The organism is Aeromicrobium terrae, from assembly GCF_008039565.1.
Taxonomy (GTDB): Bacteria; Actinomycetota; Actinomycetes; order Propionibacteriales; family Nocardioidaceae; genus Aeromicrobium; species Aeromicrobium terrae.
The window spans coordinates 228,403-241,964 of the sequence record NZ_VDUX01000003.1 but is presented as its reverse complement, the minus strand read 5'-3'; the positions used below and the strand labels follow the sequence as shown (position 1 = coordinate 241,964).

Annotated in this window: 15 protein-coding genes; 14 read left to right on the top strand and 1 reads right to left on the bottom strand. The window is 70.9% G+C overall.

The window, feature by feature from the left end; translation table 11 throughout:
• Window positions 1-62 precede the first annotated feature (62 nt).
• The 14 genes from FHP06_RS07835 to FHP06_RS07770 all read left to right on the top strand — a co-directional run bounded on the left by FHP06_RS07835 (window position 63) and on the right by FHP06_RS07770 (window position 12,872).
• Window positions 63-971 (top strand): ABC transporter substrate-binding protein, encoded by a 909-nt coding sequence (locus FHP06_RS07835; RefSeq protein WP_187271843.1) that lies wholly within the window; start codon window positions 63-65, stop codon window positions 969-971.
• Window positions 972-1,010: 39 nt separating this feature from the next.
• Complete coding sequence (locus FHP06_RS07830) at window positions 1,011-1,355, top strand: cupin domain-containing protein (RefSeq protein WP_147685520.1); 345 nt, start codon at window positions 1,011-1,013, stop codon at window positions 1,353-1,355.
• A 130-nt stretch (window positions 1,356-1,485) separates the two neighbouring features.
• Window positions 1,486-2,493, top strand: a complete 1,008-nt coding sequence (locus tag FHP06_RS07825; RefSeq protein ID WP_147685518.1) for an ABC transporter substrate-binding protein — start codon at window positions 1,486-1,488, stop codon at window positions 2,491-2,493.
• A gap of 31 nt (window positions 2,494-2,524) precedes the next feature.
• The gene (locus FHP06_RS07820) at window positions 2,525-3,358 is read left to right on the top strand and encodes an ABC transporter ATP-binding protein (protein ID WP_147685516.1); all 834 of its coding nucleotides are present in this window, start codon (window positions 2,525-2,527) and stop codon (window positions 3,356-3,358) included.
• Window positions 3,355-4,200, top strand: a complete 846-nt coding sequence (locus tag FHP06_RS07815) for an ABC transporter permease (protein WP_147685514.1) — start codon at window positions 3,355-3,357, stop codon at window positions 4,198-4,200. The genes FHP06_RS07820 and FHP06_RS07815 overlap by 4 nt, the downstream gene beginning before the upstream one ends.
• Window positions 4,197-4,916, top strand: coding sequence for an isochorismatase family protein (locus tag FHP06_RS07810; protein ID WP_187271842.1), 720 nt, complete (start codon window positions 4,197-4,199; stop codon window positions 4,914-4,916). Before FHP06_RS07815 ends, FHP06_RS07810 begins: the two co-directional genes overlap by 4 nt.
• A complete protein-coding gene (locus FHP06_RS07805) occupies window positions 4,913-6,115 on the top strand; it encodes an FAD-dependent oxidoreductase (RefSeq protein WP_147685510.1) in 1,203 nt (400 codons plus the stop codon). The genes FHP06_RS07810 and FHP06_RS07805 overlap by 4 nt, the downstream gene beginning before the upstream one ends.
• A complete protein-coding gene (locus tag FHP06_RS07800) occupies window positions 6,112-7,344 on the top strand; it encodes an MFS transporter (RefSeq protein ID WP_147685508.1) in 1,233 nt (410 codons plus the stop codon). The genes FHP06_RS07805 and FHP06_RS07800 overlap by 4 nt, the downstream gene beginning before the upstream one ends.
• On the top strand, window positions 7,341-8,000 hold the full coding sequence (locus FHP06_RS07795; RefSeq protein ID WP_147685506.1) for a hypothetical protein: 660 nt from the start codon (window positions 7,341-7,343) through the stop codon (window positions 7,998-8,000). Before FHP06_RS07800 ends, FHP06_RS07795 begins: the two co-directional genes overlap by 4 nt.
• Entirely contained in the window at window positions 7,993-8,715 is a 723-nt protein-coding gene (locus tag FHP06_RS07790; RefSeq protein ID WP_147685504.1) for a MarR family winged helix-turn-helix transcriptional regulator, read from the top strand. Before FHP06_RS07795 ends, FHP06_RS07790 begins: the two co-directional genes overlap by 8 nt.
• 96 nt (window positions 8,716-8,811) lie before the next feature.
• Window positions 8,812-10,077: a flavin-dependent oxidoreductase gene (locus FHP06_RS07785; RefSeq protein WP_147685502.1), complete on the top strand. Its 1,266-nt coding sequence runs from the start codon at window positions 8,812-8,814 to the stop codon at window positions 10,075-10,077.
• Window positions 10,074-10,997, top strand: coding sequence for a dihydrodipicolinate synthase family protein (locus FHP06_RS07780; RefSeq protein ID WP_147685500.1), 924 nt, complete (start codon window positions 10,074-10,076; stop codon window positions 10,995-10,997). Before FHP06_RS07785 ends, FHP06_RS07780 begins: the two co-directional genes overlap by 4 nt.
• A complete protein-coding gene (locus FHP06_RS07775; RefSeq protein ID WP_147685498.1) occupies window positions 10,997-11,431 on the top strand; it encodes a GlcG/HbpS family heme-binding protein in 435 nt (144 codons plus the stop codon). The genes FHP06_RS07780 and FHP06_RS07775 overlap by 1 nt, the downstream gene beginning before the upstream one ends.
• Entirely contained in the window at window positions 11,421-12,872 is a 1,452-nt protein-coding gene (locus FHP06_RS07770; protein ID WP_147685496.1) for an NAD-dependent succinate-semialdehyde dehydrogenase, read from the top strand. The genes FHP06_RS07775 and FHP06_RS07770 overlap by 11 nt, the downstream gene beginning before the upstream one ends.
• A 3-nt stretch (window positions 12,873-12,875) precedes the next feature.
• Here the strand turns inward: FHP06_RS07770 and FHP06_RS07765 are convergent, their stop codons facing one another.
• On the bottom strand, window positions 12,876-13,451 hold the full coding sequence (locus FHP06_RS07765) for a hypothetical protein (protein WP_147685494.1): 576 nt from the start codon (window positions 13,449-13,451) through the stop codon (window positions 12,876-12,878).
• Window positions 13,452-13,562 lie beyond the last annotated feature (111 nt).

Genomic DNA, 13,562 nt, shown 5'->3' with positions numbered 1-13,562 from the left:
AATCCTTGATCTTAAGTATGGTACTTGCGTTAACTAAATCACATTCGACCGAGGAGTTCCACGTGCGTCTCGCCGTTCCAGACCTGATCTCCAACTCGTACTTCCCCGCCGTCGCGGCGGTGGAGCTCGGGACGCTGCGCGACGAGGGACTGGACGTCACCCTCGAGCTGCGGTTCCCCGTCACCGACGCCGCCGGCGCGCTGCGCGACGGCGAGATCGACCTCCTCGCGGGTGCCGCGCACGCTCCGCTCTACGACGCCCGCGGCTGGACGGACACCGTGCTCCTCGCCGCGCTCGCGCAGCACATGTACTGGTTCCTCGTCGTCCCGGCGGACTCCGAGCTCGAGCCGGGGACCTGGTCGTCGCTGCGCGACCTCCGCATCGGGGCGGCCCCCGGGCCCGACGACGGGCTGCGCCGCCTGTTCGCCCTCTCCGGCATCGACGTGGAGGAGCGGGGCATCGACATCGCCCCGGTGCCCGGCACCGACTCCGACTCCGTCTCGTTCGGCGTCACGGCCGCCGACGCCCTCGCGCACGGGCGCATCGACGCGTTCTGGGCCAACGGCATGGGCGCGGAGGTGGCCGTCCAGCGTGGCGTCGGCAAGGTGATCCTCGACGCGCGTCGTGGCGAGCAGGAACCGGCGCTGACCACGTTCCCGGCCCTGATGACCACGCGGAAGCTGGCCGAGGAGCAGCCCGACGTCGCCGCGGCGGCGGTACGAGCCCTCGTGCGCGCACAGGACGCCCTGCGCGAGGACCCGTCGCTCGCGACGAAGGTGGCCACCGGGCTGTTCCCGGACATGGAGACCGGACTCATCGCGGGGATCATCGAGCGCGACCTGCCGTTCTACGAGCCCGCCATCTCACCCGCCGCTCTCGCCGGCCTCCGCGACTTCGCGGAGTGGGCCGGCCTGCCGGGGGCCGGCACCGACCTCGACACCGCCGTGGCCACCCCGGCCACCCAACCCTGAACGCACAGCCCTGACCCCACGCACCTGAGGAGCAGCACCATGGCCAAGCCCGAGCTGGAGTTCCGTCCCGTCGACACCGTCGAGTTCACCCCGTGCGAAGGCGTGGTGCCCGAGCTGACCGAGCGCATCCTGGCTCGCGACGGCGACGGGGGAGTGGCGACCCGCATCCTGCGGTTCGAGCCCGGGACCGACACGACGCCCAACGGCGTCCAGGTCCACGACTTCTGGGAGGAGGTCTACGTCCTCGAGGGGTCGCTCCACGACACCCGGTTGGACGAGACCTTCGTGGCCGGCAGCTTCGCCTGCCGGCCGCCCGGCATGGAGCACGGCCCGTGGACCTCGGAGGACGGCTGTCTCACGTTCGAGGTCCGCTACAAGGCCTGATCTCCCCTCTCTGATCAGGGGTTTTGAAGAAAGTTCGGCTGATGTGTTGTCCATCACAGGCGAACCCGTTACGGTACCGATCATTCACTCAAATCATCAACTTCAGTTAACTAATTACCAGGAGCCCCCCATGAAGACGAGAGCACTCTCCAGCCTCGCCACCGCGGTCGCCGTGATGGCGGCACTCGCGCTCAGCGCGTGCGGCTCGGGATCCGGCAGTGGCGGCGACGACAAGACCTGGGTCGTCGGCCGCATGCCGTGCACGAGCGACTGCGGCTTCCTGCGCATGTCGGAGGAGAAGGACTTCTACGAGAAGCAGGGCGTCAAGGTCAAGTTCGTCGAGCTGAAGAGTGCGGAGCAGGTGTACCCCGCCCTGGCCGCCGGTGAGGTCGACGCCATCGAGCAGAGCCCGGGCGGCCTGTACCTCGCCGAGGCGCGGGGCGGTCTCGGCGCCAAGGTGATCGGCTCGTCCATGGCGGGCATGCCGTTCGCGATCTTCGCCCAGGGCAAGTACAAGAGCATCAAGGACCTCAAGGGCAAGCCGATCGGCATCTCGTCGCCGGCCGGGCTCCCGGCGCTCGTCGCGCAGCTGATGCTGTCCGACGCGGGCGTCGACTGGAAGGACATCAAGCCGGTGAACGCGGGCGGCAACCCCGACCGGTACCGCGCGGTGAAGGCCGGCACCGTGGCCGCCACGGCCGACGCGACGGACTTCGTGCCGAAGGCGGAGAAGGACGGCCTCAACGTGCTGGCCCTCTCGGCGGACGTCATCCCGGACTACCCGCGGTACATGATCATCGCCCGCAACGACAGCCTGAAGAACAAGGGCGACCTGGCCACCCGATACATGGCCGGTCTGATCGAGGGCCTGCGCTACGCCTACGACCACCCGGACGAGGCCGCTGCGATCTCGGCCAAGGCCGCCAAGGTCTCGCCGGACGACCCGATGGTCACCTACACGCAGGACCTGATCATCCAGAAGAAGCTCGTCGACCCGGACGGCGGCGTGGACATGCCGAAGCTCGAGTACCTGGAGAAGATCCTCCGCGAGTCCGGCCAGCTCAAGAAGCCGGTCGACGTGAAGTCGCTCGTGGACGACCAGTACCAGCAGGCGGCTCTGAAGCGTCTGGAGAAGTGACATGACCACCAGCACGCTCGACAGTGAACCCATGACCACACCAGCAGACGGTGGCCGCCGGCCCCGCGTCGTCATCGACGAGGTGTCGAAGCGGTTCACCATCACCGAGCGGAAGTCGACGTCGACGGTCCAGGCACTCGACCGGGTGTCCCTGGAGGTCGAGGACGGCGAGATCGTCGCCCTCACCGGCCTGAGCGGCTGCGGCAAGACGACGCTCCTGCGCATCATCATGGGCCTGGAGAAGGCGTCCAGCGGCACCGTCACGGTGGGCGACAAGGTCGTCACCGGCTGCGGGTACGACCGGGGGCTGGTCTTCCAGCACGCCGAGCTGTTCCCGTGGCGCACGGCGCTGCAGAACGTCGAGTTCGGCCTCGAGGTGAAGGGGGTCCCGGCGGACGAGCGCCGCCGGATCGCCACGGAGAAGCTCGAGCTCGTCGGCCTGGGCAACGCGATGGACCGTCGTCCCGACCAGCTGTCCGGAGGCATGAAGCAGCGCGTCGGCCTGGCCCGCGCGCTCAGCATCGAGCCCGAGGTCCTGCTGATGGACGAGCCGTTCGGCGCCCTCGACGCGCAGACGCGGGAGGGCCTCCAGATGGAGGTCCTCCGCATCCACCGCGAGACCGGCAAGACGATCGTCTTCGTCACGCACGACCTCGACGAGGCCGTCCTGCTGGCCGACCGGGTCGTGCTGATGGCCCCCAACCCGGGCCGTGTCGACACGATCTTCGACATCCCGATCAAGGGCCCGCGCGAGGACTTCTTCGCCATCCGCGGCCTCGACGAGTTCGCCCACACCCGCTACGCGATCTGGAGCCGGCTGATGGCCGGCGTCCACGGGGACGCGCCCCGTGAGGAGGAGCGATGAGCATCGCCAGCAGCACCGCGACGACCGCGGAGACCGCCGAGGCCGGACGGGGCTTCTGGCGCCGCTTCCTGTGGAACCGGCGCTACACGTTCGTGACGATCGCGTCGCTGGTCGTCCTCATGCTCGCGTGGGAGTTCTTCGGCCGGCGGATGGACCCGATCTTCGCGTCCTACCCGACCGACATCGCCAAGACGTTCAAGGCGGAGGTGCAGGACGGGACGCTGCAGACAGCGCTGTTCGACAGCCTCAAGCCGCTGGCGCTCGGCTACCTGATCGCCGCGCTGGGCGGCATCCCGCTCGGACTGGTGCTCGGCCGCTACCGCATCGTCGAGGCCGCGTTCGGCGTCTACATCACCGCCGGATACGCGATGCCGATGGTGGCGTTCATCCCGCTGCTCATCCTGTGGTTCGGCCTGGGCTTCTCGGTGAAGGTCGCCGTCGTGGTCGTGATGACCGTGTTCCCGATCGTCATCAGCACGTGGGCGGGGGTGAACTCCGTCCCGAAGTCGCTGGTGGAGGTGGGCAAGTCCTTCATGGCCAGCGAGGCCGCGGTGATGCGCAAGATCATCCTGCCGTCGACGGTCCCGCACATCATGACGGGCCTGCGCCTGGGCATCGGCCGAGCCGTCATCGGCATCGTCATCGCCGAGTTCTTCACGTCCATCGGCGGTCTCGGCGGCCTGATCATCAACGCCGGCCAGCAGTTCGACACGTCGGCCCTGTTCGTCCCGGTGGTCGTGCTCATGGCGCTCGGCGTCGGCCTGACGCGCGGCGTCGGCTGGCTCGAGTCCCGCGTGGCGCCCTGGTACGCCGGCGTGAGCGGCGGGAGGGACCCGGAGTGACGGTGGTCCAGAACGCCGACGTCGCCACGCCGACCGATCTGCTCTCCGAGCACGAGCGGGAGGTCCTGGCGGCGGCCGGCTACGGACAGCGGGCGGGCTTCGGCGCGTCCCCGGTGCTCCTCGTCGTCGACGTGAACCACAACTTCTGCGGCGACCAGCCCGCGCCGATCCTCGAGTCGGTGCAGACCTGGCGCAACAGCTGTGGCGAGCACGCGTGGGAGGCGCTGCCGCACCTGCGGCGGGTCATCGACGCCGCGCGGCGGTCCGGCATCCCGGTGATCTACACGACCGGTCAGGACCCGCGGCCCGACGGGCTCGACTCCGGCCGGTGGGCCGACAAGAACCGCCGGCGCGGCGAGGACACCGGCGCCCACCGTGGCGTGGGGAACCGGATCATGCCGCAGATTGCGCCCACCGAGGCCGACATCGTGATCGCCAAGCCCAAGCCGAGCGCGTTCTTCGCGACGCAGCTGGCGAGCCTGCTCGTCGAGCTGGGCGCGGACACCGTTCTGGTCTGCGGATCCACGACGAGCGGCTGCGTGCGCGCGACCGTGCTCGACGGGTTCTCGCTGAACTACCGCATGGGCGTCATCGCCGAGTGCACGTTCGACCGGATCCAGCTGTCGCACCGCGTCAACCTGCTCGACATGGACCAGAAGTACGCCGACGTCGTGAGCCTGCAGGAGTCGCTCGCGTACCTGGAGGAGCTGCGATGACCCACGTGATCGTCGTCGGTGGCGGTCCCGTGGGGACCGTCGCGGCGCTGGACGCCGCGCGCAGCGGATTCGACGTCACCATCGTCGAGGCCGCGACCGAGGTGCAGGACGACCCCCGCGCCTCGACCCTGCACCCGCCGACGCTGGAGATGCTCGACGACCTCGGGCTGCTCGACGAGGTCCTGCGGCTCGGCCTGACCGCCCGGTACTTCGACTTCTGGGACAAGCCGAACCGCAGCCTCGTCGCCCGGCTGGACCACGAGGTCCTGCGCGACGAGACCCGCTTCCCGTTCGTGGTGCAGACCGAGCAGCACAAGATCGCCCGGCTCGGCCTCGACCGCCTGGAAGCGCTGCCGAACGTCGACGTCCGGCTCGGCACCCGCGTCACCGGCGTGGAGCAGTCGGCCGGCACCGCCACGGTGCACGCCGAGGGCCCGGGCGGACCGGTCGACCTCGCCGGCGACTGGGTCATCGGCTGCGACGGCGCGCGAAGCACGGTGCGCAAGTCGATGGACATCGAGTTCGAGGGCTACACGTGGGACGAGCGGTTCGTCGTCCTGACCACGCTCTTCGACTTCGCCGAGGCGATGGACTGCAGCTACCGCGCGTACTTCGCCGACCCGGTGGAGTGGTCGAACCTGTTCAAGGTGGCGGGCGACGACCTCAAGGGTCGCTGGCGCGTCGTGTTTCCTGCCCGTCCAGGGGAGTCCGACGAGGAGGCGCTCAGCGACGAGTCCGTGCGCCGCCGCATGGAGGCCGTCTGGCCCGGTGCGTCGGCCGGCGAGGTCGTGCACGGGAAGCTCTACCGGGTGCACCAGCGGGTGGCGCAGAAGTTCCGCGTCGGCCGCGTGCTGCTCTCCGGCGACGCCGCCCACGTCAACAACCCGATCGGCGGCCTCGGCCTGAACTGCGGCATCCACGACGCCGTCGAGCTCATGGAGGCGCTCCGGGCGCACGAGGGCGGCGCGTCCACCGACGTCCTCGACGCCTACGAGACGCGCCGCCGCGACCTGAACATCCGCTACGTGCAGGAGCAGACCGTCGGCAACAAGCGACGCCTCGAGGAGACCGACCCGGAGCTGCGGGCGCAGCGCCTGGACGAGCTCCGCGAGATCGCCGCGGACGAGGAGTCCCAGCGCAGGTTCCTGCGCCGGACGTCGCTCCTGGAGAGCGTGCGGGAGCCGCACGTCACCGGATGACGAGCACCACCACGCGGCCGGTCGGCGTCCCCGCCCTCGCCGGCTACCTTGCCCTTGCCATGGGCGTCGGGCCGCTCGCGCACTACTCGTTGAGCGCGCTGGGGCCGCTGGTCGTCGACGACCTCGACCTCTCGGCGACGCAGTTCGGTGAGCTCTGGCTGGTCGCGTTCGGCGCCGCCGCGGTGGGCACGCCCGTCGCCGGACGGCTCACCGACCGGCTCGGCCCGCGCCGGATGCTGCAGTGGACGTTCATCACGGCCGGCGCGGCCATCGTGACCGTGGGGCTGAGCGGCTCGCTGTTCACGCTGCTGGTCGGCGTCACGCTCGCCGGTCTCGCCGTGGCCATCTCCAACCCGTCCACGAACCTCGCGGTCGCGCGCGGCGTCGACCGCGGGAACCAGGGCGTCGTCATCGGGGCCAAGCAGTCCGGGGTGCAGGGGAGCCAGGTGCTCGCCGGACTCGCGCTGCCCGGCCTCGCCGTCGCGTTGGGCTGGCGGCCCGCCGTTCTGGTCTGCGTCGTCCTCGCCGTCCTGGGTCTGATGGCCACCGCGTGGGTGGTCGGGCCGGAGGCTCCTCCGTCCGCCACGTCGGAGCGCGGCCCCGCCCGGATCGACGCCGCCGTCTGGTGGCTCACCGCCTACGCGTTCGTCGTCGGCGCCGTCATCCAGGCCGTCAACGTCTACCTGCCGCTGTTCGCGCACGACTCGATCGGCCTGCCCGTCGGTCAGGCCGGCCTGGTGGCCGCGGTCCTCGGCGGCACCGGCGTCGCCGCCCGGCTCGGCTGGGGTCGCGTCATCGACCGTGTCGAGGACGTGCCGCTCCTGCTCATGGGCCTGGCACTGCTCGCCGGGCTCGGCATCGCCTGCTGCGGTGTCGCAGCACCCGGCCCCGACGTCCTGATGTGGCTCGGCGCCGTCGCATTCGGCTTCAGCGCCCTCGCGGCGAACGCCGTGATCATGTCGTCGGTGGTCCGGTCCGCGGACGCGGGCTCCGTCGGCCGTGCCACGGGCCGCGCCGCACTCGGGCTCTACCTGGGCTTCATGGTCGGCCCGATCACGTTCGGCGTGGTCGTCGACTCCGCGTCGGGCTATGCCGGCGCCTGGTCCTACGCGGGCGCGCTCACAGCGCTGCTCGTCGTCATCACCGGCTGCTGGTCCGTCCAGCGCCGGCGCACCACCGAGGCCGCGCACCCGGACGCGGCCCTGACCTCGAAGGGAACGTCCTCATGAGTGCCGTGCTGCTCGCCGTCCTGCGTCCGGAGCCGTCCGACGTGCCGGACTTCTACTCCTGGTACGAGGCCGAGCACGTGACCGGCCGCCTGGGCGTGCCCGGCTTCACCGACGCGCACCGGTACCGGACCGAGGACGACCCCGACCGCGGCATCCTCGTCTACGAGCTCGACGACCTGGACGTCCTCACCACGCCCAAGTACAAGGAGCTGCAGGCGGCCACCGCCGAGGCCACCCAGACGCGGATGGGCGGGCTCCGGCAGTTCGTCCGGGTCACCGGCGAGGTCGTGCAGGAGCACGGCGAGGCCGCCGGCCCGGCGCCCCTGCTGTTCGTCGTCGCGTTCACGACGCCCGCGGAGGACATGGCCGAGCTGGACGCCTGGTACGAGAGCGAGCACGTCCCCGGCCTGCTCAAGGCCGACGCGTGGCTCGGCGTGCGGCTCATCGACGTGTCGGACTCCAACACGGGGTGGACGCGCGTCGCGTTGCACCGGCTGGCCGACGAGTCGGCGCTGTCGTCGCCGGAGCGGAAGGCCGCCGTGGACACCCCGGGCCGCGAGCGGCTCGCGGAGAAGGCCTGGTTCAACGAGAGCACCCGGTTCGTCGCCGGCGGCGTCCCCCGGTTCGACGACGCACGGGAGGCGCTCCATGGCTGAGCGCGACCCGAACACCGAGCGGGGCGCGCCGAACTCGCTGGAAACCGGCGTGTCGCCCGCCGAGCGGAGGAAGATGTCCACTGCACACACCGTCCGCAGGGCTCGGAGAGTAGGTAGGCCAGTGGGAACACTGTCCCGGCACCAGGGTGAGGACGTCGGTCCCGGCGTCTCCGCCACGATCGCCGCGCTCCACGGCGGTGCCGGACGCACCCGCGACGAGCAGGACGCCTACTTCGAGGGCGTCGCCCGCGCGCGCTACATCATCCGCCGCACGTTCCGGATCTTCGACGAGGTCGCCCGCCAGGCCGACCTCGAGCCGCTGCAGCACCAGGCGCTGATCCAGATCGTCGGCGGGGGAGTGACCGAGGGGCCGCTGGCGGTGAGTCGCATCGCCGACCGGCTGGACGTCACGTCGGCCTTCGCGTCGCGCCTGGTCCAGGAGCTCGAGCACAAGGGGCTCGTCCAGCGGCGGGCGTCGGAGAAGGACCGCCGCGTGATCCTCGTGGACGCCACGGACGAGGGCCGTGGGGTCCTGCTCCGGGTGTCGGAGGGACTGCGCCGCCACGTCGGGTACTTCCACTCCCAGCTGACCGAGGAGGACCGCGCCGCGGCCCTCACCGTCATGGCCTTCTACGTCGGCGTGCCGCTCGTGGAGTCCGACGTGGACGCCGTCATCAGCCTGGTCCGCTCCGCCGTCGACGCCGACCGGGGCTAGCGCACCCATCAATCCCCCGCATGGGGTTGACGTGCTGCCGCTAATTATTTAACTTAAGTCACATATCTTAGTGATCCATCCCACAAGGAGCCCATCGTGCAACCACCTCAGGAGACCGAGGTCCTCATCGTCGGAGCGGGCGCCGGAGGCCTGATCCTCGCTCTCAGCCTTCACGAGATCGGGGTGAGCTGCCGCGTCTACGACGCCGTGCCGGAGCTCAAGGCCGTCGGCGTCGGCATCAACCTGCTGCCGCACGCCGTCCGCGAGCTCGACGAGCTCGACCTGGTGCCGGCCCTCGACCAGGTCGGCATCCGCACCAAGGACGCGTCGTACTACAACCGCTTCGGCCAGCACATCTTCACCGAGCCGGCGGGGGAGGCGGCCGGCTACCCGTGGCCGCAGTTCTCGCTGCACCGCGGCGACATGCAGATGGTCTTCCTGGACGCCGTCCGCGAGCGGCTCGGTCAGGACAGCGTGGTCACCGGCCACCGTCTCGTCGACGTCGACCTGCACGACGACGCGGTGACGGCGCACTTCGTCGATCCGCAGGGCAACGAGCTGCCGTCCGTCCGCGCCTCGATGCTGATCGGCGCCGACGGCATCAAGTCCGTGCTGCGCTCGACGTTCTACCCCGACGAGGGCGACCCGATCTACTCCGGCCTGACGATCTGGCGCGGTGCCACCCCCATGCCGCCGTTCCTGAGCGGTGCGAACACGATCCGCATCGGCTGGATGAGCGTGGGCAAGCTGATGGTCTACCCGATCCGTGACGACATCGACGGCCAGGGAAATCAGCTGATGAACTTCGTCGCCACGCTCGAGCGCCCGCGACCGGACTCCTACGACTGGAACGCCGAGGGCCGGCTGGAGGACTTCTACTCCTACTACGCCGACTGGGACTTCGACTTCCTCGACATCCCGGGCATGCTCAAGAAGACCGAGAAGATCATGATCTACCCGATGGTCGACCGGGACCCGCTGCCGACGTGGACGCTCGGCCGGGCCACCCTGCTGGGCGACGCCGCGCACCCGATGTACCCGCGCGGCTCGAACGGCGCCGGCCAGGCCATCCTCGACGCCCGCTTCCTCGCCGGCGCGATCAAGCGCCACGGCGTCACCGAGGAGGCGCTGCGCGAGTACGACGGCGTGCGCGTCGAGGCCACGGCGAAGGTCGTCCGGATGAACCGGGCCAACCCGCCGGACGCGATCCTGCGCGAGGTTCACGAGCGCAGCGGCGACAAGCCGTTCGACCAGCTCAGCGACCTCATCTCCGACGAGGAGCTGAAGGCGATCGGCGAGCGCTACCGCTCGGTGGCCGGTTTCCAGGTCGACGAGCTCAAGAAGCGGGCGTCCCTCGTATGAGCGGCGACCTGAGGATCCCCGGGCTCGTCGTCCCGCCGCTGACGCCGTACGCGGCCGACCAGACGGTCGACTACGACGCGCTGGCCCAGGGCGTCGACTACGTGGTCGAGGACTGCGACGCCGCGATGGTGATCGCGGCCGGCGTCGAGGCGCAGGAGTACCAGTACCTCGACCTGCCGCAGCGGCGCGAGCTGATCACGCGGACGATCGAGCTGGTCGGCGGTCGCCGGCCCGTGGTCGTCGGCGTCTCGCACCCGTCGTTCAAGGTCAGCGCCGGGCTGGCGCAGCTCGCGGAGGAGTCGGGCGCGGACGCGATCCAGCTGCTCATGCCGCTGCGGCCGTTCGGCGGCGAGCCGACGGCCCAGGACCTCGAGCGGTACGTCGACCTCGTGTCGCAGGAGACCTCGCTGCCGGTGATGCTCTACCTGAACCCCGGCTCCGGGGCTAACGTGTCCGTCGACGCGACGATCGCGCTCGCGTCGCACGAGGCCGTGCAGTACGTGAAGGAGAGCTCGCGCGACCTGTCGCGCGTCGGCCGGCTGATCGAGGAGATCGACCGCGAGGGACTCGCGCACTACTTCACGACGGTGCAGATGATGCTGGCCACCCTGCAGCTGGGCGGCTCCGGCGTCACGCTGCCGCCGCCGGTCGCGCGGATCGCCCGCTTCCTCCTGGAGGCGTTCCAGGCCGGCGAATACGCCGAGGCGGCGCGGCTGCAGCAGCAGTTCTCGCTGTACCCGGCGCGCTGGATGAAGCACGGGCTCCTGCCGACGATGAAGGCGTCGATGAACCTGCTCGGCATCCCGGCGGGCGACCCGTACCCGCCGTACCGGCCGATCGAGGGCGACGACCTCGACGCGCTCAAGTCCTACCTGATGACCACCGACCTGATGACCGACCGACCCACCAAGGAGAGCTGATGCTGACCACCACCCGCCTGGACCGCGACGACGCGGCCGTCCTCGTCGACGGCGCGCGCGAGAAGTCCGTCGAGATGGGCATCCCGATGAGCATCGCCGTGACCGACCCGGCCGGCCACCTGATCCTGTTCGAGCAGATGGACGGCGCCAAGGTCAGCAGCATCCAGACCGCGATCGACAAGGCGTGGACGGGTGCGACGGCGCGCAAGGGCACCCACGTCTACAACCAGCTCTGCGTGCCGGGGGAGCCGACGTTCGGCATCCACAACACCAACAGCGGCCGGTTCTCGATCATCGGCGGCGGTCTGCCGGTCGAGGTCGACGGCGAGGTCGTCGGCGGCATCGGCATCAGCTCGGGTACCGCGATCCAGGACCTCGAGGTGGCCGAGGCCGCCGTCGAGCACTTCCTGAAGGTGCAGGCCAATCAGCACTGACCTGGCGGTCGGGCCCACGGGCTCGTTCGTCGACGGCGAGTGGGTCGAGGCCGGCGAGCACTTCGCGGTGCTCGACCCGTCCACGGGCGGCGTCCTCGCCGAGGTCGCCGACGTCGGCCCCGAGGTCGCCCGTGCCGCGATGGACGCCGCGGCCCGGGCCCAGGCCGGGTGGGCGGCGACGTCGCCGCGCGAACGGGCTGCGGTGCTGCGGGCCGTCCACGACCGGCTGCTCGAGCGGACCGAGTCGCTCGCGACGCTGATGTCGCTGGAGATGGGCAAGCCCCTGGCCGAGGCGCGGGGCGAGGTCGCCTACGGCGCGGAGTTCTTCCTCTGGTTCGCCGAGGAGGCGGTGCGGCTGCACGGGTCGTTCGGCCCGTCGCCGAGCGGGGCGTCACGGATCGTCACGTCCCGCCGCCCGGTGGGACCGGTGCTCGCGATCACGCCGTGGAACTTTCCGCTCGCGATGGCGGCCCGCAAGGTCGCCCCCGCGCTGGCGGCCGGGTGCACCGTCGTGCTCAAGCCGGCGGAGCTCGCGCCGCTGACGTCGCTGGAGCTGGCCGGGCTGCTGGCCGAGGCCGGGCTGCCGGACGGCGTGCTGAACGTCGTCACCACCACGCGCCCGGCCGAGGTGACCGGTCCGCTGCTCGGTGACCCGCGCCTGCGGAAGCTCACCTTCACCGGGTCCACCGCGGTGGGCCGGCAGCTGCTGGCCGACGCCGCGCCGCGCGTGCTGCGCACGTCGATGGAGCTGGGCGGCAACGCCCCGTTCGTCGTGCTCGAGGACGCCGACGTGGAGCGGGCGATCGACGGCGCGATGATCGCGAAGCTCCGGAACGTCGGTCAGGCGTGCACGGCGGCCAACCGCTTCCTCGTCCACGAGTCGGTCGCCGACGCGTTCGTCGACGGCCTCGCCGATCGGATGGCGGTGTCGGTGGTCGGCGCGGCCACGGACCCAGCGACGGACGTGGGCCCGGTGATCAGCGCACCAGCGCTGGAGAAGATCGCCGGACTGGTGGACGACGCCGTGGCGCACGGCGCCCGGGTGGTGACCGGCGGCCGGCGGCTCGACGGCGGCGGCTTCTACTACGCGCCGACCGTCGTGGCCGACGTGCCCGAGACTGCCCGGATCGCGGCCGAGGAGATCTTCGGCCCGGTCGCCGCGGTCAGCACCTTCGCCACGGAGGAGGAGGCGTTCCAGCGGGCTGACGGCACCGAGTTCGGCCTCGCGGCCTACGTGTACTCCGCCGACCTCGACCGTGCGCTGCGGTTCGCCGAACGGCTCGAGACCGGCATGGTCGGCGTCAACCAGGGCGTCGTGTCCGACCCGGCGGCTCCGTTCGGGGGCATGAAGGCCTCCGGGCTGGGACGCGAGGGCGGACCCACGGGCATCGACGAGTACCTGGAGACCCAGTACGTCGCGGTGCCGCGGGCCCGCCCCTGACCGTCAGCGGCGGCCGGTCCGCTGGTTCAGCGCGACGCCGAGCACGCCGACGAACGCGATGAGCACCAGCGGCATCGGGCCGAAGGCGGCGAAGCTGCCGAGGACCCAGGCGAGCGGCCAGACGCCGAGCAGCCAGCGTGGCACCAGGCCGGCCCGCCAGGCACCCGCGGCGACCAGGGCGACGCCGAGGAACGTCAGCGCGGTGAAGACCGGGTAGGACGGACCCCAGCGGACCTCGGACGACTCGAACAACGAGGCCGTGCACTGGACGAACAGCTCGACCAGCGCGATGGTGTTGATCCAGGTGCCGACGGTCCCGAGGCGCCCGTCGGCGCCGTGGTGCAGCCGATGGACCGCGAGGACCATGCCGATGCCGGCGAGCGCGAACGGCAGGCCGTTGCCCGTGAGCCAGTAGTCGGCCGTGTGGTGAAAGTCGCGGTCGCTGGTCGTCGTGAAGTTCAAGGTGATGAACATGACGACGGAGCAGGCGGCGGCGAGCAGGAGCGAGCCGTTGAGCAGGCGCAGCGACGACGCGTCGGTGCGAGCCCGGTCGGGGAGGGTGCTGATCGAGTCGGTCATGGGAGTTCCCTTCTGGGTGGAGCTGTCCTGATCGACGCTAGGAACGGCCGGACGCCGGGTCGTCCGCCTCGGAGACCGTCCTCGTCGTCCGTCGGGCGTCCTCCGCAAGGA

Bases quoted from the DNA above. Each gene is read 5' to 3' on its own strand.
- FHP06_RS07775 (WP_147685498.1), top strand. From the start codon at position 10,997: ATGCTGACCACCACCCGCCTGGACCGCGACGACGCGGCCGTCCTCGTC.
- FHP06_RS07790 (WP_147685504.1), top strand. From the start codon at position 7,993: ATGGCTGAGCGCGACCCGAACACCGAGCGGGGCGCGCCGAACTCGCTG.
- FHP06_RS07780 (WP_147685500.1), top strand. From the start codon at position 10,074: ATGAGCGGCGACCTGAGGATCCCCGGGCTCGTCGTCCCGCCGCTGACG.
- FHP06_RS07830 (WP_147685520.1), top strand. From the start codon at position 1,011: ATGGCCAAGCCCGAGCTGGAGTTCCGTCCCGTCGACACCGTCGAGTTC.
- FHP06_RS07815 (WP_147685514.1), top strand. From the start codon at position 3,355: ATGAGCATCGCCAGCAGCACCGCGACGACCGCGGAGACCGCCGAGGCC.
- FHP06_RS07805 (WP_147685510.1), top strand. From the start codon at position 4,913: ATGACCCACGTGATCGTCGTCGGTGGCGGTCCCGTGGGGACCGTCGCG.
- FHP06_RS07825 (WP_147685518.1), top strand. From the start codon at position 1,486: ATGAAGACGAGAGCACTCTCCAGCCTCGCCACCGCGGTCGCCGTGATG.
- FHP06_RS07795 (WP_147685506.1), top strand. From the start codon at position 7,341: ATGAGTGCCGTGCTGCTCGCCGTCCTGCGTCCGGAGCCGTCCGACGTG.
- FHP06_RS07820 (WP_147685516.1), top strand. From the start codon at position 2,525: ATGACCACACCAGCAGACGGTGGCCGCCGGCCCCGCGTCGTCATCGAC.
- FHP06_RS07800 (WP_147685508.1), top strand. From the start codon at position 6,112: ATGACGAGCACCACCACGCGGCCGGTCGGCGTCCCCGCCCTCGCCGGC.
- FHP06_RS07765 (WP_147685494.1), bottom strand. From the start codon at position 13,451: ATGACCGACTCGATCAGCACCCTCCCCGACCGGGCTCGCACCGACGCG.